The sequence below is a fragment of the Streptomyces sp. NPDC048411 genome, assembly GCF_040704695.1.
Taxonomy (GTDB): Bacteria; Actinomycetota; Actinomycetes; order Streptomycetales; family Streptomycetaceae; genus Streptomyces.
Genome location: NZ_JBEZKL010000049.1, coordinates 1 through 20,764 on the forward strand (window position 1 = coordinate 1; position 20,764 = coordinate 20,764).

11 protein-coding genes are annotated in these 20,764 nt (G+C 65.6%); 8 read left to right on the forward strand and 3 right to left on the reverse strand.

Annotated elements, in window-relative coordinates:
* The 4 genes from AB0915_RS19035 to AB0915_RS19050 all read left to right on the forward strand — a co-directional run.
* Positions 1-2,708 (forward strand): DEAD/DEAH box helicase (locus AB0915_RS19035; protein ID WP_366692186.1); only part of this gene is annotated, 2,708 nt, incomplete at its 5' end.
* 144 nt (positions 2,709-2,852) lie between these two features.
* Positions 2,853-4,025: a hypothetical protein gene (locus tag AB0915_RS19040; protein WP_366692187.1), complete on the forward strand. Its 1,173-nt coding sequence runs from the start codon at positions 2,853-2,855 to the stop codon at positions 4,023-4,025.
* A gap of 1 nt (position 4,026) precedes the next feature.
* Positions 4,027-5,025, forward strand: a complete 999-nt coding sequence (locus AB0915_RS19045) for a DUF4238 domain-containing protein (RefSeq protein ID WP_366692188.1) — start codon at positions 4,027-4,029, stop codon at positions 5,023-5,025.
* A gap of 191 nt (positions 5,026-5,216) precedes the next feature.
* The gene (locus AB0915_RS19050; RefSeq protein WP_366692213.1) at positions 5,217-5,417 is read left to right on the forward strand and encodes a DUF6207 family protein; all 201 of its coding nucleotides are present in this window, start codon (positions 5,217-5,219) and stop codon (positions 5,415-5,417) included.
* Here the strand turns inward: AB0915_RS19050 and AB0915_RS19055 are convergent.
* The 3 genes from AB0915_RS19055 to AB0915_RS19065 are packed head-to-tail and all read right to left on the reverse strand — an operon-like array spanning position 5,402 to position 11,261.
* The gene (locus AB0915_RS19055; protein ID WP_366692189.1) at positions 5,402-8,479 is read right to left on the reverse strand and encodes an HsdR family type I site-specific deoxyribonuclease; all 3,078 of its coding nucleotides are present in this window, start codon (positions 8,477-8,479) and stop codon (positions 5,402-5,404) included. The genes AB0915_RS19050 and AB0915_RS19055 overlap by 16 nt on opposite strands.
* A gap of 3 nt (positions 8,480-8,482) precedes the next feature.
* A complete protein-coding gene (locus AB0915_RS19060) occupies positions 8,483-9,691 on the reverse strand; it encodes a restriction endonuclease subunit S (RefSeq protein ID WP_366692190.1) in 1,209 nt (402 codons plus the stop codon).
* A complete protein-coding gene (locus AB0915_RS19065) occupies positions 9,684-11,261 on the reverse strand; it encodes a class I SAM-dependent DNA methyltransferase (RefSeq protein WP_366692191.1) in 1,578 nt (525 codons plus the stop codon). Before AB0915_RS19065 ends, AB0915_RS19060 begins: the two co-directional genes overlap by 8 nt.
* A 513-nt stretch (positions 11,262-11,774) precedes the next feature.
* Between AB0915_RS19065 and AB0915_RS19070 the strand changes: the two genes are divergently transcribed.
* The 4 genes from AB0915_RS19070 to AB0915_RS19085 all read left to right on the forward strand — a co-directional run bounded on the left by AB0915_RS19070 (position 11,775) and on the right by AB0915_RS19085 (position 20,663).
* On the forward strand, positions 11,775-13,010 hold the full coding sequence (locus AB0915_RS19070) for a helix-turn-helix transcriptional regulator (RefSeq protein WP_366692192.1): 1,236 nt from the start codon (positions 11,775-11,777) through the stop codon (positions 13,008-13,010).
* A 65-nt stretch (positions 13,011-13,075) separates the two neighbouring features.
* The gene (locus AB0915_RS19075; RefSeq protein ID WP_366692193.1) at positions 13,076-14,347 is read left to right on the forward strand and encodes a hypothetical protein; all 1,272 of its coding nucleotides are present in this window, start codon (positions 13,076-13,078) and stop codon (positions 14,345-14,347) included.
* On the forward strand, positions 14,344-17,661 hold the full coding sequence (locus AB0915_RS19080; protein WP_366692194.1) for a hypothetical protein: 3,318 nt from the start codon (positions 14,344-14,346) through the stop codon (positions 17,659-17,661). The genes AB0915_RS19075 and AB0915_RS19080 overlap by 4 nt, the downstream gene beginning before the upstream one ends.
* 32 nt (positions 17,662-17,693) lie before the next feature.
* Positions 17,694-20,663, forward strand: coding sequence for an RNaseH domain-containing protein (locus AB0915_RS19085; RefSeq protein WP_366692195.1), 2,970 nt, complete (start codon positions 17,694-17,696; stop codon positions 20,661-20,663).
* The last annotated feature ends 101 nt before the right edge of the window (positions 20,664-20,764 follow it).

Sequence of the window (20,764 nt, forward strand, 5' to 3'; positions counted from 1 at the left end):
CCGTCATCCAGGTGTGGCCCTCCCAACGCGCCGCCCTGGAGGCCGGCCTGGTCGATGCCGCAGCGCGGAACATGGCGGTGACCATGCCCACCTCGGCGGGCAAGACCCACATCGCCGAGTGGGCCATCCTCCACGCCCTCGCCCCCCGGGCCGGCGACGAGAACCGCTGGTGGCTCGTCCCCCGGCTCGCCGTCTACGTCGTCCCCACCCGCGCCCTCGCCGCACAAGTGGAGCGGCACCTGGCCGAGAGCCTCGAACTGCTCGGTCTGAGGGTCTCCTCGCTCTTCGGCGGCGCCGAGCACGTCCGCTACGAGATGCAGCTCCTGGACTTCACCGATGTCCTCGTCGTCACCAGCGAAAAGCTCGACCTGCTGCTGCGTAATATGCCCGAACTGGCGGCACGCCTCGCATTGGTGTTGGTCGACGAGGGCCACGCCATCGACCGCTCCGAGCGCGGACTGCGCCTGGAGATGCTGCTGACCCGTATCCGCCGTGCCACCCCGGCCGCCCGCCTCCTGCTGCTCTCCGCGGTCCTGCCCAACGGCGAGGACCTCGCCCGCTGGCTCGACCCCGACGCGGATGCCGCCAACCTGGCCAGCATCAACTGGTCGCCCTCTCGCCTGAGGATGGGCGTCTTCTCCTGGCGCGGCCGCGACGCCGACGGACAACAGGGCGCCATCGACTACGGCAACGAAGGCAACGACGAGTTCTTCCTTCCTCGAGTCCTGACCCGGCACAAAAAGCGCGTCAACCTCTTCCCCAGCGCACCCAAGGACGTCGCCGCAGCCCTGGCCCTGCACTTCGACCGGCTCGGCCCCGTCCTCATCGCTCAGCCCACCAAGATCAAGGCCCGCGCCGCCGCCAAGGCTCTGGGCGACGCCCTGGACAAAGAGGGTGCACCGAAACTCGGCACCACGGACGGGTCCTTCAGCGCCGAGGTCGTCCAGCGGCGCTTGGAAGCCTCCGCCGAGATCGGCCGACACATCGGCACCAGCCACGAACTCACAGCCATGGTCCTTATGGGCTACGCCTACCACCACGCCGAGGTCCCGCAGGCCGTCCGCAACTGCCTTGAGCGCGCCTACCGCAACGGGGCGCTCCGGGTCCTGTGCGCGACGAGCACCCTGTCCCAGGGCATGAACCTGCCCACCAAGACCGTTCTCGTGCCCGACACCTGGCGCGGCGAGAACGACAGAGTCAGCGTCCGCGACTTCTGGAACACCGCCGGACGGGCCGGACGGGCCGGACGGGAGACCGAAGGCCACGTCGTCCTGATCGCCAAGGACGCCAGAGCCGCCCAGGACCTGCGCCGCCGCTACCTGGACCGCAACAAGATCGAACCGGTCGAATCCACGCTTGCCTCGCTCTACTTCGAGCTGGTCACCGCCCGCCTCGGCCACCGGCCCGAGGCCGGCGAGGACCTCACCGCGCTGGACCTGCCCGACCCCACCGGCGGGCGACTGGCCGAGTGGGCCGAAGGACTGGACATCCAGCTCCTGACCTTGCTCGCCGAGGAGGTCGTCGACACCCCCGACCAGCACCTCCTCGAGCAGGCCGCGCAGACGCTCCTCGGCGACACCCTCGCAGGCCACCAACTCGGCGCTCGAAATTACTCCCTGGCCCCGCTGGCCCGCTACTCCGCCCGCCGCGTCGCCGCCATCGCCCAACGCCTGTCCGACCGACCCGCGCGTGCCGCGATCGTCCGCTCTGGCCTCAGCGTCCAGGGCGGCATCGACGCACTCGCCGCCGCGGAGCAGATCCAGACCGTCCTCGACGTACGTCCCGAACTGCTCACCCTCGCGCATTGGCCCGACCTGCAGCTGCTCATCCTGGCCCTCGCCACCGACGTGCACGAAGTCCAGCGCGGCATCCGTCAGAAAAAGGTCGCCGCCCCCGCGCTGATACCCCTGGCCACCGACTGGATTGCCGGAATCCCGGCAACCGACCTCCACCAGACGCACCACGGACGACTGCTCACCCTCGACATCACCGCGACAATCAGCGCGATCGACAAGATCATCGTCCAGGACCTCGCCTGGGTCGTCTCCGCGCTGCTCCAGCTCCTCGAACTCCGGCGCGGCGTCGCTGCCGAGGGCCACCTGGCCGCGCTCCCCGCCATGATCAAATATGGAGTCGGCAGCCCCGCGGCTTGCTACGCCTCCAGCATCGGCATCCACGACCGCGCCACCGCGACCACCCTCGCCGCCAACTGCCCGTACCCAGAGCCGACCTTCCGACAATTCCTCGACTGGCTCAGTCAGCTGACCACCGAAGAGATCACCACGCTCACCGACCCCGACACGGCCCGCCTTCTCATCCGCAGCACCGAACGCCGCAGCCCCCGCGCCACCCAGGCCGCAATCCTCAGCGGCAAAGGGACCTTCACTTGCCCCCTGCGCGGCGTCCGCCACAGCGGCAACGGCGCCTACCTCGCGCAACTGCGGGCCGGAACCGCCCTAGACCTCGTCCGCGACCCCAGCAACGAGTCCGACCCGAACGCCATCCAGGTCCAGCACCAGGGCGTCTCCCTCGGATGGATTGCCCGGGAGATCACTCGCCCGCTCGCCCTCGCCCTAGACGAAGAACCTGCCCCCCACATCTACGCGCACCTCGCCACCGACGCCAGCTCGATCGCGCAGCAGAACGGAGCCGACCAGCTCCATGTCCACAACGCGGTCTCCCTGACCATCATGCTCGCCCCCCGGTAACCGGCCTCGCCGCCGGCTGGACACGCGCCGACGCTGTTGCAGTTGCTATTGCCGCAGGGCTGCTCGCTCGGCTTGAAAACCTGCGCTAGCGCTGTCTGCCAGCGATGGAACACCAACCATTTCTCACCGTTAGGTTCAGGACCCATGAGTCTCACAGCCACGGACTACACCTGGTTGCCGGACCACCAGCTACACGTTGCAGCGACACTGGCCCACGTCGATCAGACACTTGACCGTGTCATTCGGATGATCCACGCCTACACCACCGCCCAGGATCCCCTCTCCCTAAAGACCGTCGTTGACGGTCATCAAGCACACGCGGTCGTGACCGCGATTGCTCCTCTGCCTGAAGCGATTCCTCGCCTCGTCGCAGACGCTCTCACTCAGCTCCGCGCTGCGCTCGAACACACCGTGTACGCCGAGGTGGAACACCTTCTCGCACGACCCCTGATGGCTGAGGAAGCGCGCAGCATCGAGATGCCTGCCAGCACGAGCCCTGCCGACTTCGAGTCCTGGCTCAATCACCGCCGGAGACGTGCACTTCCGCCTCTGCAGCCCGGTGCTCCCGTTGCCCAGCGCATACGAGCCCTGCAACCCTTCAATCGCCGCGCTTCTGACGAGCACCCACTCAAGATCCTCGTCGAGTACACCAATCTCGCGAAGCATCGCCGGCCCGCCGTCGCGGCGGCCCGTCTCGGAGCTGTCTACCCCGACGCACCGCACCCCGGTCTTGTTGTGGTTCAGCCACTTGAACGGCGACCGCAGCCTGGCAGCGGACAGCCGCTACATGTCGGCGACACCCTCGCGACAGGACCACGGGGTGAGTACATCCCTCTCTCCATCATTACGACGGTGTCGCTGCAGCGCCCGCATACCGGGGTATGGAACATCGCGGTCAAAGAACTGGAAAGCTTGGAAGACTGGGTCCGCACGACGGCCATCCCCATGCTCGTCACGGGAGGCCGCGACGTCGCGCCGCTACCGCCGCAGCTGGACATTTCAACTGGGCACGACGATCTGCGCACTGCCCTGCCGCGTGCAGGAGTTCTATCCGCCACAGAACGAGGCGGACACCGACTCCAGGCTGAGGTCGCGCGCGCTGATCTTGCCGAGTTTCTTGTCCCGTTGGTGGGGAGCGACACAAGCGGAACGATCGATGCCTGGGTATCCACGCTAACCGACGACGTGGCGCGCGAGCGTATCGACCATTTGATCCGCGCTCGCCGTAGCCCTCACGAGGCACTGCGAGTTACTGAGCAGCTACTTGCCGAACTCGGTGACTTCGAGGCCAACTACCATGTATCAGGCAGGGGTTGAGGTGTCGAATCCGAAGCTCCACCACTATGTGCCTCAGAGCTATCTGGCGCGATTCGGGCGAGGGGAGATGGTCAGGGTAAGGCGCCGGTGGCCACCCAAGACGCACCTCGCCAACGTCAAGAACGTCGCAGCCGAGACTGGCTTCTACACGATCACGGACGATAACGGCATGCCCTCCGCAGCCATCGAGCGTGAGCTCAGCGGCCTGGAAGGGCAGGGGCTTGCCGCCCTGCGCCGAATAGACGAGACGGGAATGCCGCCGGCCGTCGGTACCGATGACCGCGAGCTGCTCTGTCTCTACCTGGCTGTGCAGATGGCCAGGACACCGCGGAAGCGCACTGCCCCGCTCTTCGGGCGTAACGTCACCGCCTACGCGAACGGCCGGGAGGTCGACCACGCGCTGATGACCGAGTACCTCACGCGCGAGCATCTCGGTCACCCGCCACGGGCAGCCGAAGCCCAGGGTGCCTGGGATTTCTACCACGGCACGCGAGCGATGAAGGGCGGCAACGACCCCACCCACGACGAAGCGGTCACCGTGACGCTCAGCTCTGTCCAGGTGTGTATCCCGCAGTACCGTGCCCGGCACTGGCGACTCGAGACCAGCCGCAAGCCGATCTTCCTCACCTCCGACGCACCCCTCGTACTCTGGCGCCCGGAAACTCCGAGTGATGCCTATCAAGGTTTCGGCCTGGAGGGTGCTCACGAAATCAGGTTCCCGGTCAGCCCCACGGCCCAGCTTGTGCTCATCCCCGGCCAAGGCACATCCGCCCAAGAGGTCAAGCTCAGCCGGGTGATCAGCTGCAACCAGGACCTCGCGGACAGCTGCGAGCAGGTCGTCCTCGGGCACCCGGACCGGCACGCCGCGCTCGACAAGGTCCAGCTGAGCAAGCGCGGGCCCACACTGCGCTTCAACACGGCCCCCGGCATCCGGAAGAACCGGGACGGCACAGAAGAGGCCATGGGCGACATCCTGCATCTGTGGACCACCCGCCGCTGAGACCGAACAGCAGTGGGCCCGGCAGAAGTCCCCGCCCGGCCCACTGCTGCGACTGCCGCTGCGCACTACATCCACCGCATCCCGATCGCAGACAGCTACCCGCAGCGGCAACACCCTCGATCACCTCGCTCGGTTGGGTGAACACCCGGTCTGGGTGAAACCCTCTCCAGGCACCGAGCGTGCTGCCGTACATGGAGCCAATCCGCGCGACGCACGGAGGCGAGCCGGGCCTCGTCGTGGTCGACATCGCGACCGCTGACGACACGGCCTCGCTCGTCCTCCAGGAGCTGCTCGCCGACCGAGGGGGTAGGCCGAGGTTCAAGCAGCGCATTGAGGCCCAGCAAACGCCATACGTTGCCGAGCCTCCGTACGTTCGTCAATCTACGAGGTAGTGGGCTTCGATGTAGGCGACGGTGGAGTCGTACGGCTCCCCCACCGGCTTCAACATGTACCGGCGGAAAACCGCAGCGGTAGCGCGTCGGACCCCGCGGTTGCGAGCATCGGCGTTGTCCCATGACCAGCCAAGGGTGCGGGTGACGACCTGGTCGATCTCCTCGGCCAGGTTCCGCTCCGTGACGGTGAGGCCGGATGGCGCGTGGTCGTGGATGATCCGCGACAAGACACCCACATGGTCGTTGTCCAGCACGACGACAGCTTCATCGGGATGCTTCTCGGCGTCCACGATGGCGCGGGCGACCCGGAGGGCTTCGGACAGGAAGTCCAGGGCATCCTGGGCGTTCTGGATGATCCGGTCCCGCAGTTGCTTGATGCGCTCCGCTAGAGCGGTGTACTTCGCCGAGCCCGGTTCGACGCCTTTTTCGAGGGCGGCCTTGATCTGGTCCAGGATCTCCGCCGCGGACGGCGGCGCCTTGTCCGCGCCGTCGTCCTTGTCGGGCTTGGGGCGGACGAGGGCCAGAAGCTCCTTGAGGATGGCTATGCCCTGGGCGTCCAGGACGAGGGCTTCCTCCTGGGAGGCTGCCACAGAGAAGGAATGGACGTGGGCGTTGATTATCTCCAGGACCATTGGCCCCAGTTCGCCCAGCCGTTCCTTCCTTTCCTCGTCGGAGGACTTCTTGAACAGGGTCGTGTACACGGACCCGAACAGCCCGAAGCCGTCCCGGTACTTGGCGACCCGCTTGTCGGTGTTGATGAGCGGGTACAGGCGGGCCAGGAGCCGGTAGTCCTTGGTGAATACCTCGGCCGCGCCGGGGCTGGCGTCCAGGAAGATGTTGATGGCTCGCACAGACTCGTATCCGTGGACCGTGAGGTCCAGACCATCCACGTTGGCGAGGAGGTCTTCGATGCGGGCGAAGGTGGTGCGGAACTCGGCGACCAGCTCGGTCAGGTCGGTGACGAACCCGCCGCCCTTGCTGGCTCCCTTTGCGGTGGGGTCGACGACGGCTCGCTGGACCTCTTCGGCCAGGCCGATGTAGTCCACGACCACGCCGTCGGTCTTCACGAACCCGGTCGGGGACACCCAGGTGCGGTTCGGGCGGGTGATCGTCTGGAACAGGTTGTGGGCCTTCAGCGGCTTGTCCAGGTAGAGGACGCCCTCGTTGGGGGCGTCGAACCCGGTCATCAGCTTCGCGGTCACCACCAGGAAGCACAGCGGATCGTCCGGGGTGAGGAACCGCCGCTTCTGCTTCTCCTCGTCGACCTCCGAGAGCTGGTACGGCCGCATGGCGGGGTCTTCGTCCTTGGAGTCCGAGACGGAGATGTTCACTTCGGCGGTGATCCGGTCGTGCTTTCCGACCTCGGTGAGTACCTGTGACGCCTCGAAGCCGGCCAGCAGCTCGTTGATCTTGTCCGTGTACGCCACGGCCAGCTCACGGTTGTAGGCGACGACCTGGGCCTTGAGGCCGTTGCGGTAGGCGCTGGCCAGGTAGTGGTCCACGATGTCCTGGCAGACCGTGTGTATGCGGTCGGGGTTGGCGAACACCGAGGTGAGGCGCCCGAACTTGCGGGACAGGGCCTCGCGGTCGGGGTCGTCGAGGTCGAATTCATCGGCGAACTGGTCGAACTCGGCCTGCAGTGCGCTGTCGTTTATCTCGAAGGTGACCGGGTGCGGGTCCAACATGACCGGGACGGTCGCCTCGTCGAGCAGGGACCGGGACACCGAGTACCGGTGCAGCACTCTGCCCGGGTCACTCTCCTCGCCGAAGAGCGCGAAGGTGTCGGTGGCGAGGTTCCTGACGGGAGTGCCGGTCATGCCGAAGAACTTCGCGTTCGGCAACGCTGCGCGCATCTGCCCGGCCAGGGACTTCGACTTGGCGGACTGGGTGCGGTGTGCCTCGTCGACCAGCACGATGATGTTGTCTCGAGTCGACAGATTCTTGCCGGCATCGGCGAACTTGTGGACGGTCGTGGAGATGACACCGCGCACGTCATGGGCCAGCAGGGAACGCAATTTCTGGCTGGTGGCGGGCTTGTGGAAGTAGGCGTCCCCCATCGCAGAGGTGAACACCCCAGAGGTCTGCCGGACGAGGTCGGTTCGGTCCGAGAGCAGAATGATCGTGGGCGACTCAGTGCGGGTGTCGGTCAGCAGCAGCGAGGCGGCGAACACCATCAGCAGAGTCTTGCCAGAGCCCTGGTGATGCCAGATCAGGCCCTTCGACCCGCCCTCCAGAACCCGCTCGTGGATCAGGTGCGCGGCCTCCATCTGCGGGTAGCGGGGCAGATACTTCATATCCGCACCGTCCCCGGAGGTGTCGAAGAGGGCGAAGTTGGCGAGCATGTCCAGGATCGTGGCCGGGTTGAGCAGCAGCTCGACGGAGCGCCGCACGTCGGCCTGCCCGGACAGGTCCTCGTCGTCGGCGGTGGACCGGAACGGCTGCCACAGGTTCACCGGCGCGCCAGCGGCACCGAACCGCAGCTTCAGCCCGTCGGAGGCGACGGAGAAGACATTGGGAGTGAAGAACCACGGGTACTCGGTGGCGTATACGTCGTTGATCTCGCGGGCCGCGTCCGCCCAACCGGACTTCGCGGTCGGAGACTTCACCTCGACCACAACCAGAGGCAGCCCGTTGACCCAATACACGAGGTCGAACCGGCGGGAGGTCTTGCCGGGGACGGTGATGGTCACCTCATCCGACACGACGAGCGTGTTGGCCGTCGGATGCTCGAAGTCGATGACCCTCAGGGCGTGCCACACGCCGTCGGCGTCCCGGAACTCCTTCTGCCCGCGCAGCAGGTTCAGCACCAACTCGTTGGACCGGACCAGGCCGCCTTCGACGGCGTTGACCGTGCCGACGATCTCCTCGACGATCGCGTCCACGTCGAGCCCTGCGATCACCTCAGCGTTTAACCGGACAATGGCGTCCCGCAGTTGGCCGACCAGCACCGTCTGCGTAGTCTCGCGCGGCAGCGATCTGCCCGCTATGAAGTCCCAGCCCATCGGGAGGGACCACTGGATCATCAGGTTCTGGAACTCCCGCTCGCGAATGCCCTTCGCCACGGCTCAGACCTCCAACTTGGCGGACTTGATGTCGATGGTGCGGTCCAGCAGCCCTGAAAGCAGTGCCACCCGCGCCTGACGGAGACGTTCCGCCTCGGCACGGAGGGCGACGACCTGCGCGTCCACCGCGCCAGTCATCTCTGAAATGCGCTCCTGCTCTTCACGAGGGGGCACAGGCATAACGATCTTCTTAAGGTTCGCGGCGGAGATGCGAACCACCTTAGTTACGCTCGTGAATTGACGCTTCTGGTGCTGAAACAGGGGTGAGGCGAAGAAATACGAGACGAACTTCGAGTCAAGATCATGACGGAAGATGAAGCAGTCGTCGTGAACAGCCACGTCATCGTCACCCAACCAAGCAACAGCCTTGCCGACGTCCTCGACGTTCTCGCTCGTCCCGGCAATTACCACATCGCCGGGTTGCGCCAAGCGCATCGAGCCGCGGAAGCTCTCGGGCAGGTACGTCACCGTGCGTGTAGCCGATGCCCCGAAGTCCGTGTAGATCTGGCCGTAATGGATGCATCCCAGGCCGGACTCCGTGTAGTCGTTCTTCACGAACCGGCGGCCGCGGGTGAGCGTTCCAGCTGCCGACAACGGAGCAGACAACCATCCTTCACCGCCACGGGAGAGCATGTCTCCCAGAGCAGCGTTCCGGACTCGAAGGAGGCTGTCTGCCTCCACCTCGAGTGCCGCGACCTGCTCGTCTATCACGCTGATGACCTCGACGATCCGCTTCTGCACAGGCAACGGCGGGATGTCCATGACGATGTTGAGGAAGTCTGCAGGCTTCACTCGCTCCCGCCTGCCGCCCATCCCCTTCGACGCACCTTGGAGTGCGTCCCACATGCTCTGCGTCGTGGTGAGAATCCGGAAGAAGTCGGGGTCCCCGCCAGAGGCGAAGGCGAAGGTAGGGAACTCCTGGGACGCGAACGATTCCGGCAGGTCGTCGGGAGTAACCGTGATCGCGCCTTCGAATGCCTTGAGCCGACTGTAGACGAGCAGGCCGGAGCCGATCCGGTTGAGCTTCTTGTAGGCCGTAGAACTCCCTGCGACGGGATCTCGGTAGAGCAGCCCTCTCCCCCTGTTCAGGACTCCCACGGTTGGATAGGACTGGCCCGGATCCACATCTACGATCGCGACGTTCGGTGTGAGGAACCGCGAGAAAGGTGCCCGAAGCCACTCCTCCTGCGAACCAGCTGCTACTTCACTCATTGAATCCCTCAATCCCAGCGTCCGCGAGGATGGCGAGCATGCGCTGCTCAATCTTCTGACGGTCAGTTCGGGCAACGCTGTACGCCTCGATCAGGGTGGGCAGGTCCGCTTGCTCAGCCGAGACCCGCTTGATATAGCGACTGATGTTGAGGTCATAGCCGTTCGCCGCGATCTCAGTCAAGGACACGAACCGGGCGGCCAGCCCACTGTCTCCGTCCAGGTCCAGCGAGGTCCCGTCGGCCTCGAAGCTCGCGTTGTAGGCGGTCACGGTGTCGGAGATGTCAGCGTCGGCCAGGACGTTGCGGTTCTTGCCCTTGATGAACCGCTTGGAGGCGTCGATGAACAGCACCCCGTTCTTGCGCTCGTCGGTCTTGGTGCCGGAGGCACGGAACACGAGGATGCAGGTCGGGATCGTCGTGTTGTAGAAGAGGTTCGCGGGCAGCCCGATCACGGATTCAAGCAGGTCGTTATCGACGACTCGCTGACGGATCGCCCCCTCCTGGCCGCTACGGAAGAGGACACCGTTGGGCAGGACGACGCCGGCGCGCCCCTTCTTCGGGTCCATCGATGCCAGCATGTGCTGCACGAACGCCCAGTCTGCCGACGACTGCGGGGCGACCCCGCCGAGGGCGCGTGGGTCATGGGCCCACGGCTTCCACTTCAGGCTGTATGGCGGGTTGGCGAGGATCACATCGAACTGCGCGACGGACCCGTCCGGCTTCTTGAAGCGCGGGTCCTTCAGGGTGTCGCCGACCTCGACCTTGAACTGGGTGAGGTTGTGCATGAAGAGGTTCATGCGGGCCACACCCGCGGTGTCCTGTACGGCCTCCTGCCCGTGCAGTTTGAGTGTGTAACCACGCCCACCATGGGCCTTCAGGAGGTTCGCGGAGGCGATGAGCATGCCCCCTGATCCGCAGGTTGGGTCGTACACCGACTCGTGGCCCTTGGGATCCAGGACCTCGACGATCAGCTCGACGACCTCGCGCGGAGTGAAGAACTGGCCGGCACGGGTGCCGGACCCGTCAGAGAACCGCTTCAGCAGGTACTCGTACGCCCCACCGAGCACGTCGTGGGACATGTTGCCCTCGTGCATCTTCGGGGTGCGGTCCATCGTCTGCATGACTGCCGCCAACACCTCGCCCGACAGCACCTCTTCGGAGGTCCAGGTCATGGACCCGAACAGGCGGGAGAACTTGGCTGGGTTGGCCGTCTCGATGGCCTGCAGCGAGGCACGGACCCGCTGGCCGAGGCCGGGCTGGGTGATGGTGGCCAGGATGGACGTCCAGGAGGCGCGACGCTTCTGCACGGTGCCGGGGTAGATGAACGGAATCTCGAACGACTGGTAGTCGCGGTACTCGATCTCGTGGGCTTCCTCAGCAGCCAGCCCGTCCAGGAGATCCTTGTTCTCGGTGAGGAACTCCTGGTGGTGGTGCTCCCAGGTGTCCGACAGATACTTCCAGAACATCAGCGGGAAGACGACCGAGGAGTATTGCGCTTCTGGCATCGCCACGCGCAGCTCATCGGCGGCATCCCACAACCGGTTCTCGATCTCCTGCTGGGTCACTACCATCAGTCGAAGGTGTCCTTGCTCGTCAAAGGTGGCGACCCGAGGGTCGTTATGTTCCTGCAGGTCAGTCAGCCCATCTCTAGGTATGCCCGACATGAGCACGCCGGGCGCGCCCTGTCGGTTGGACCTGCGCGGAACGTCGTATCCCTGTGCGGACGACTCGCCAACGATATCCCTCCCCCAGGAACACGAAATACGGCAATCACCCCATGCGAACGATGCGTTGGGGAAGCGGCGAGGAAGGCGCCGAAGCGATGCCGTGGATCCGGGTAGGCGATGGAGCGACCCTGCCGGCGACCACCCGGCGTCCCGCGCCTGGGGCGATCGCCCCTGGGTGGATGCGTCCCTCGCCCTCAATGCGCTCCTCGCGGGACGATGCGTGACGGCCTTCGGCATGCCGCCCGTCATGCGTCATGCATGGACGTCCCAGCACTCGACTGAATTCTCCGCCGCGTCATGAGCCGCTCGGCGTGCAGAGAGTTGCCACGAAGTCTTCATTGAGGTTCGCTAGCTGGCATGCCGAGGCATCTGCTGGCCGTTGAGCACACGAAGATCCGAGCGCTGCGCGAGCAGGCTGGGCTCACTCCGCAGGAGCTTGCTGACCGCGTGGGAGTCACGTATCGCGTGGTCGTGTACTGGGAGGAGGGCAGATACGTGCCTGAAGCCAGAAACGTACGGCGTCTCGCCGATGCCCTCGGCTGCGCCACCGCCGACCTCACTGGTACGCGCAGCGGGACCGAGGCACTGGTTGACCTCCGATATGCCACTGGTCTCACCGCTGAGCAGGTAGCCACCCGACTGCGCGCTACTCCCGCCGGCCGGGATCTCTTCGTGGACGCTCACAAAATCCGCAGCCTGGAGCGGAACCGGCCGGTGTCCGGCTGGAATTGGAAGAAGCCCGAGTGCACAGGCCGACTCGTGCAGCAGCTTGCCGTCTTGTATGAGGTGCCGGTCCGCATGGTCATGGACGCCTGGATGCGTACGCGGCCGACTGATAAGCCTCCGCGTCTACCCGAACATCAGCGGCAAGGCCCGCCGGCCTCCGCGATCAACAGCTGGGAGGGCCTGAATGATCGGCAGCGGGTCTATCTCGGTGAGATCCTGCGGGATGACCGGATGACCGAAGCTGAGATGTGGATGCGTCGACAGAACCAGGTCAGGGTTCCGTCGGCTAGGCAGTGGCGGCAATTGCCGTTTGCTCTCGATGCACCCGCCGAAGTGGTCGGTCACACTCGCCTTCAGCAGCGTCTGCGGAGTGCTGGTGTTCACGATCAAGGGGCCGGGGCCACCCTCCACTCCCTGGAGCGGCTGGGACTGATCAAGGTGGTCAGGGACCGTGTGGAGGTCCCCGGGGTCGGCGAGGTGGACCGCACGCTGGTGGAGATCACTCGCCGGGGCCGTGCCTGCGTCCGTGCCGGACTAGGAGAGCCCACGGAGCCGGCAACACCTGCGCATCTGCTGTCCGAATGGCTGTGGGGCGTTCTACTGCGTGTCGCCTCTGCCGGCTCAGAGGGTCTCCATGAGAGCGAACTGACGGGGAAGTCCCTGTTCTACTTGGCCGTCGGCTACCGACCGAAGCGCCAAGCTCATCCCAGCAGAGGGTTCATCGAGCTGCGCCCTCGGATGGCGCCAGGCGATACGCATGTTCTCGAATACCGGTGGCATGCCACTGTGCTCGGACAGCAGCACATTGCCGCGTACCTGCACGTCTACGCGGAGATGTACCCGGCGGCTGCCTCTCCTCCAGATTGATCATTTAGTTCGGTCCGAGGCCGTTCCGGACCCATTGTCAGACCCATACTCTACGGTCGTCTCCCGTGACGACCCACGCCGATGATGACGGCCTGACGTTCTCCAATTTCGAGGCGTTCCGCCTGATCAACTTCACCTTCATCAAAGCCTGCCAGACGATCACCGCCCCGGACCTAAGCCCAAGGGACCGGGCGGAGAAGCTGATGCGATACCACGGGGACTTGCTCGCCGCGTACGGCCCTGGAGTGCCGCTGTCCTTCGCGGAGTTCCGCCGAAGACTGCGCGGCCCCATCGAGGGCCTGCTCCCGCCATGGCTGGACCGATCCGGCTTCGACGATCTCGACTTCCCCGTCGTCGACGCCGAGGGGTGCGTCACCGGAAACGCCTTCGATCTGCAGTGGGAGACCGCCCAGCTGCACCGGATCTTGAAGCGGCTCCGACGGATCGGACGTATGAGATTCACTGAGGAGCAGCTCCAGGACGAGATCGACCAGGATCAGATGTACGAGATCCTCAAGGGCCGCGGCGATGCCCAGTACGTCAAGGACCGCACCACGCTGGTGGAATGCCCTGCCGGCACGGCCGCGGAGCTGAACAAGCGCGGTCTGCCCCTCAACGCGATCGGCTACTACGAACCGATCCCCTACCACGCCATCTACCGCACCTGGTGGTTCCCCTGCACGGTGTGCAAGTGGCCCATGAAGGTCAGCAAGCGGATGAGCGCGGGCCGCGAGTACTACCGCGTCGCCTGCCTCTACGGCCGTCACGCCGATACCGGCGCCAGCTTCATGTTCCGGCCTACAACCGGAGACGCGCCGCAGCTGCACCCCGACAGCCCCGACACCCCGGCTCCACACGAGGCAGCGCTCGCGCTGGGCACCACCGGTGCCGTGCCGGAGGCGGAGCCGGTTGAGGGGCGTCTGGCCCTCAAGCGCGGTGTGTGGCGCTACACCTGTGTGCCCGGCCTGCACGAGCTGCGTCTGCACAGCGTTCTGCGGGAGCGGCTGGCCGCCACACTGGCAGATGTGGACGAGGCCGTCAGGCTCTGGCCGATGAGCGATGCCTACGACCATCGCATCGAGGTCAAGGGCCCTGACGGGAGCGCTCACGTCTTCACCGTGGATGTGAAGGATTACACCCATGGTCGCGTCCTGGCCGAGAGCCTGCACCGCAACGAGGGGGACAAGGGCGGCGCCGAATGGCTCGTCGTTCCCGACCACCGGGCCGACCAGATCCCCCTGCTGACCTTGACCTGCCACAAGTACGGAATGAAGGCCGCGACCATGACCGACTTCGCCCAGATGGTCTGCCAGAGCGCCGGGGTGGTGTGGGCATGAGCCAGATGACCGTAAGGGACGCCTTCGTCCGCGCCGCGCTGGCTCTGGCTGCGCACTACTTCCCGCAGCGGGACGACGACGGCAAACCGCTGGCGTCCTTCCGGCACGCGGCGTTCTTCGCCAGTTGCAAACCCCAGGCATGGGAAAGGTGGAACGAGCTGGGCAGTGAGGAACGGCTGCTCGTGGCCGAGGTGATGAAGCTCAGTAACCCCGACCTCGTCGACGAGAAGCGGTTCGCCTCCGCCGCACGAATCCTCCTGGGGGCCATGAACACCGGCGATGAGGAGGACGAGGAGGCCTCTCTCCAGCTGTTCACTCTGGCTGGTGATCCTCTCACCGCCACCGCGGCCTACCCCCTGCTGGGAGGGGACTACCTCGGATACGCCAAGAGCCTTCTCGCGCCCTTCCGGCGGCCGAGCAGCCGGCGCAAACCCCACGACTTCGCAGCGCCGGGCGCGAGGTACGAGACGAGTGAACGCACCGAGGGCAACGAGATCGTCCACGGCCGCGTCACCATCCCCCGCTTTCCCGCTTTCACCCAGCCCCTCGGCCATGAGGCGCTTCCCGCACTCACCACCCGGCCCGGCCTCGGCACGATCCGAGTCACCGTCCAGGAGCTCAAGGACATCGCGCAACTCCTGGACACCCAGTACGAGGACACAGAAGCGGGCCCCTGGCTGTACAAGGTGCTGACGGGTCTACTCGACCGGGTCAAGGCCCACGACACCGACACCGTAGACGTGCTGGACCTCCTGGCCGGCCGAACCCAGATCTTCCACGCCCCCACCGGAACCGGTAAGTCCGTACTGGTCCGTCTCTTGGGCTCGTGGGCCGCACTCAACGACTACCGCGTCACCCTCGTCGTCCCCGACGTCAAAGCCACGCTCGCCTCCGTCTGGGACATCAGCCGCGACCTCGAGATCCTGCACCAGGCGGGCAAGACCGAGCACCTTGCGACGTGTGCTCCGCTAATGTCGCCGTCATCGCGGCACGAGCGGACCCTCAAGCACGCGTCCCTGGTAAAGGAGGACCCCGACGCCCCCGGGGAATGGGGCAAGCGAGGGCGCCGTGACGTCGACCACCTCGCCTACGGTTGCGCCCAGCAGCACTGGCTCGACTCCGCCGGCATCTACCGTCCCGGCAAGGAGAACTGCCTGAGCCTGCGCGGCGGCGGAGAGATGCTGGCCTGCCCCTGGATCCCGACCTGCGGCAAGTTCACCCCCGCCTACCAGGCCGCTGACGCCACGGTGATCGTCACCAACCACCACAACTTCATCCAAGGCACCATGCGGGTGGGCGTCCAGATCGACGGCCGCCCGGTCCGGTCCGTCACCGTCCGCGAGTTCGTGCTCCGCGCCAGCGACTTCGTCATCATCGACGAAATCGACGCCTTCCAGGCCGTCGCCGTCGACCGCTGCGCCACCACGGTCGACCTACACTCCCGGCGCCCGTGGACCGCCGAACCGCAGGTTCTCGACACGGCGGCCAAGCACCTTCCCCTGCGCTTCGAGGACCAGCTCATCGAACCGGTCAGCCACGTCCGGCTCATGGCCGAGTCCCTGCTGACCGGGCTGTGCACCAAGGCGTTCCGCCTCAACCACCACGACGACGCCCGAGTCCCGAGGCTGCGGCATGAATACGACTACGAAGGGTGGCGCCTGCCCCGCTCCAAGGACCGCGAGCTCATCGGCCTCCTGTTCCCCGAATACCAGGTCAACGACGGCCAACCGATTCCCGCCGAGGCCATCGACCGACTCAACGCACTGGTACCGGCCCCCGACCTCGGCGAAGACGACGAGATGGCCCCGACACCCATGCTTTTGGACCCCGAGTGGGAACGGGTCAGCAGCGTCCTCGGGGCCGTCGTGTCGCCGCGCGGCATCAACCAGCGCGATGCGCTCAAGCTCAGGCTCCACGAGGCACTCGCCCCGATGATCAGCGACGGCCGCGCGCGCAACCGGGCCATCGACCACCTCCTCATCCGCACACTGATGAGCGAACTGGACTGGTCCCTGGCCGTACTGCGCGACACCGCCCAGTCTCTACGCCACTCCGGCCTACTCACCGCCAACCGCATCATCGACTCCATGCGCTCCGGCGGCATCGCCGACGTACTCCCGCACGGAACGATCGGCAGGCCGATCAACGGATACCGGGTCACCGGCATGAAGAACCCGGAGAAGGACGCCAAGCTCTCCACCCAGCACATGGCCGGCGACCCGCACACCTACGTGTCAGAGCTCGGCGGACTGGTCTCACTGATCACCGCCGGCGTGGAGCGGCCCATCTTCGGGCTCTCCGCCACGGCCTACTTCCCCCAGGCGGTCAACGAACACGTCCACGCTCCCGTGATGTGGTGGATGACCGACGCCCAGGAAGAATCCATCCTGGTCGAGTCCTCGGCCATCACCTACGGCAACGGCCACCGAAAGGCCGGAGAACGCATCCCGATCGCCGGCCAGTTCCCCTCCGACAAGCCCGAAGCCCTGCGCGAAATCGGCGAACGTCTGTACGAGACAAAGCTGTCGAGGAAACTCGCGCGTCTGGCCAAGTCGGAACCGACGCGCGCCCGCGTGATCCTCACGGCCAACAGCTACGAGCAGTGCGGCCACATCGCCACCGGACTCGCCAAGGCGAAAGGGCTATCCCACCGCGTGTGCGTCCTCGTCCGGGAAGAAGACCGCCTCAGCAACGTCCGTCACCTCCCCGACCCGTCGCTGGTCCGCCGCATCACCGTCGAAGAGGTCGAGGAATTCCCCCAATTCGGCGACATTCTGATCGCCCCCCTGGCTAACATCGCCAGAGGACTCAACATCGTCGTCAATCTCCGCTCAGCCATCCACTCCATCTACCTGTGCGTGAGGCCCCCGCTGATCATCGACGACCCCACCTGGATGTACGGCAGCGTCAACGCCGCAGGCATCAACTCGCTGCCTGCATCCGGTACGTCGGACCCGATCGAGGCTCTGCAGACGGCCCGCACCGCAGCACGCGATCACATGGCCATCATCCTGCGCTCCTCCCCGCAGCTTTCGACCATGGACCTCGTCCTCCAGGAGCAGATGGTCGCCGGGATGCTGGTGTCCCTCATCCAGCTCGCCGGCCGAGCCCGACGCGGCGGCACCAACATGGAACTGCACTTCGTGGACTACGCCTTCCACGACGAGACCTGGAGCTCCGACCTGGCCAGCATCATCGAACGCATGGCCTCCCGGTGGCTGCCGGAAGAACGCCGGCAGATGGCCGAACTGTACGGCGAAGCGGTCAATGCCTTCCTGACCTACGCAGGCGTCGACCTCGCCCTCTCCGCATAGCCCAGCGCTTCTTCCCGAAAGAGATAACAGCATTGAGCGACAGCACCGCCACTCTACCGAGCACCCTCACCCTGCGCTGCACCCCCGAACTCGTCCGGGGCCAGAAGGTGTACGTACGCATCTTCCCGCGGAGCGTGCGGGATGAGTGGGAGAAGCTGAAAAGCGACGGGGACGACGAGCAAAAGAGTCTGCAGCACCCCGACGAGAAGAAGAACCTGCCGTACTCAACCGCCCTGACCTACCTGAAGTTCAAGACCGGCGGGTACGTCCACCTCGACCGGTACCTCAACTTCCTGGTCTCACTGGAGAAGATCGACGACGACACCCTGCGCCACGTCTTCCGGTGCGTCGTCGGATACAGCAAGGGACTCAACACCGACCAGGCCATCCTCCTCGACGTGCCGCCCGTGGCCGACGCCATCGCGAACACCCCCGAGCAGGAATTCGAGATGACGCGGTTCCTCAAGCCGACGCCGGGCAAGCAACCGAAGTGCCCCGACTGGATGTACGTAGCCGTGCCCTGGGTGATCTCCAAGAAGCTCGCCGCGCAGAAGTTCACCATCTACGACCTCGTCCCGATCACCGAGAAGGTCCCCGCTAAGGAGAAGGACGGCTCCCTCAAGCTCGATACCGACGGCGAACAGGTCTACAAAAACCGCACGATCGGCTGGAAGGCCAACCCGAACAAACGGGAGATCACCTACCTTCCCGACAGCAGGGGCGGACTCATCGCCTGGGACCAGCCCTTCGGGCGCAAGTACAACCTCCGTGACGACGCAACCAAGGTGAACGAGGCCACCAAGGCCCAGTACGCGATGTCCCGGCTCTCGGTGGTCATGAAGACCGAGCCCAACGTCGTCCACCCCGTCATCTTCCTGGACGCCCATGTCACCCGCGTCCACAGCAACATGGTCTACGCCAAGTCCACGCACATCTACCAGGGCAGCGACGGCCTTCCGATCCTCCACACCGAACTGGTACGCAGCGGCGGCGTCCGAGCAGTCAACCAGCGAGCCCTGGAACTGCTCGCACGCGACGAGATGGACATCAGCCTCCTGCAAGCGCTACAGACGCGCGTCACGGAAGAACGAGCCCTGCTGGAGAAGTCCGCCGAGGAGGAGGAATTCCCCTCGTTCATCACCCCTGACGCCGACGTCATCCGCCCACTCATGCCGAAGAACGACAACTTCGCCGTCGGCACGGGACCGGGCACCCTTCACCTGCGGCTCCTGGCTGAGCACGTCACCAAGGTGCTGGGCGAGAAGGCCGCCTGGGTCGACTTCACGGTGGAACCGATGAACTTCGAGCCACGCCCCACGGACAAACAGAAGATGCCCCCGCAGGAGCGTGCACGCCGCATCGAAGCCGGCGAGCTTCTCCACACCATTGGCTTCCCCCCGCCCGACGAGATCACCGCCTCCGTGAACGCTCAAGGCTTCGAGCACCTACGGATCGTATGCCTGTGGTACCGCTACAACACACGCCTACGCATGATCAACGCGCTGTCCTTGGCCTTCCCGGACAGCGCGCCCATGGGTGATCCGAAGCCAGGTGAGGAGGTCTTCCTCGCTCCCGGCATCAGCGCGGTGTTCCGCCAAGCTGAGCGCTTCCTGTCACACGGCGACGACATCAACCGGACCGTAGAGTTCAAAGCCCTCGAAGACGACTTCGCCGGCAGCGACTCGCACGTGATGGTCGGCGTCTGGTGCGAGACCGAGATCCCGACCCTGAAGAAGAAAGACGGAGAGAAGCGAAACGCCTTCCTGCTTCGCAAGGAGCGCTACGACGGGAAGTTCCAAGTCCGCCGCTTCCTGGCCAAGCAGGACTTCGTATGCCAGTTCACGACGGGGATGAAGGCGGGGTCCTTCGGAAACCCCGCAACAGAAGTCAGTCCTCCGAAGCCGGGGAAAGATCACGCCGCCTACATGGCGCTTCTCGACCTGTACCGATCGCTCGGCATCATCGACCAGCGCCTCGCGCGGGCCATCGCGAAAGACAAGAAGGGGCACGAGGCCGGGGATCTCGTCTACTGCGGTATCCACGCCCGTCGGCAGGCGAAGACGGCCGACGGCAAACACACCAAGCGCATCATCGTTGCCACCGCCCTGTTCCCGCCGGAGGAGGAGGGCGGCGCCTGGACGATGAGAGCGTGGACCCCCCTCATCGGAGCCTGGGTGCCCTACCGACAGGCGATCACCGCCTTCCACGCCAGTGACTACGCACTCCATGTCGACGGCAAGGGCGAGACAGACAAGGAACGCTGGGCGGAGGCCGCATCCCACGTCGAAGACGCACTCGCCAGCCTCGTCCGCGACGAAATGGAATCCGGTATGGGCTACGTTGTCATGGTCGACGGGCACGCCTGCCGTCGGATGTGGACGGGCCTGCACAACGAGAACCAGAGCTACCAGGAAGACGACATCACCGATCCGCGCACCTGGCTGCCTGGTTACGGCAAAGGCAAGAACGCACCGCGCAAGAAGCCGAGCGCCGTCATCCGGATGAACGTCGCTCCGGACGAGGTACCCCAGTACGTTCCCGTCCCCCGCGAGAGCGACCCGGACACCGAGAAAGAGTCCATCCTGTTCGCATCGGCCAAACTGCATCGCGCCGACGTGGACTTCGGACACCCCTTCTGGATCCTCTTCAATATCCCGCGCAACTACCAGGCCAAGGGCGGGGACCTGGGCAAAACCATCACTCGGTGGGACGCCGATCCGGGCAAGGGCGGCGAGGAGGGGGAACGAGAGACGAACGAGCTCAAGACCCCATGGTGGGCCGTCACGGCGACCGAGATCTACCCAGTCGGCGTCGCCAACGGGGTCGACCGGACGATGCTCGCACGGGCAACCGCGCGCTTGTGTCACCAGACCATCGCCTGGTCCGACCGCTCCCGCTACCCCGTGCCACTGCATGCAGCGAAACAGTTGGACCTGGACCACCCCCAATACCGGCGGTCGGCGCCGCCCGAGGAGCAGGGTGACGAAGCCGCCGACGAGTAGCCGCATAACGTGTCGGCAGTAAGGCCGAGCACACGACACGATGGCCGCCCCGGATGCCTCGGGATCCGGGGCGGCATGCTCCAGCATCGGTGCCGTCAGCG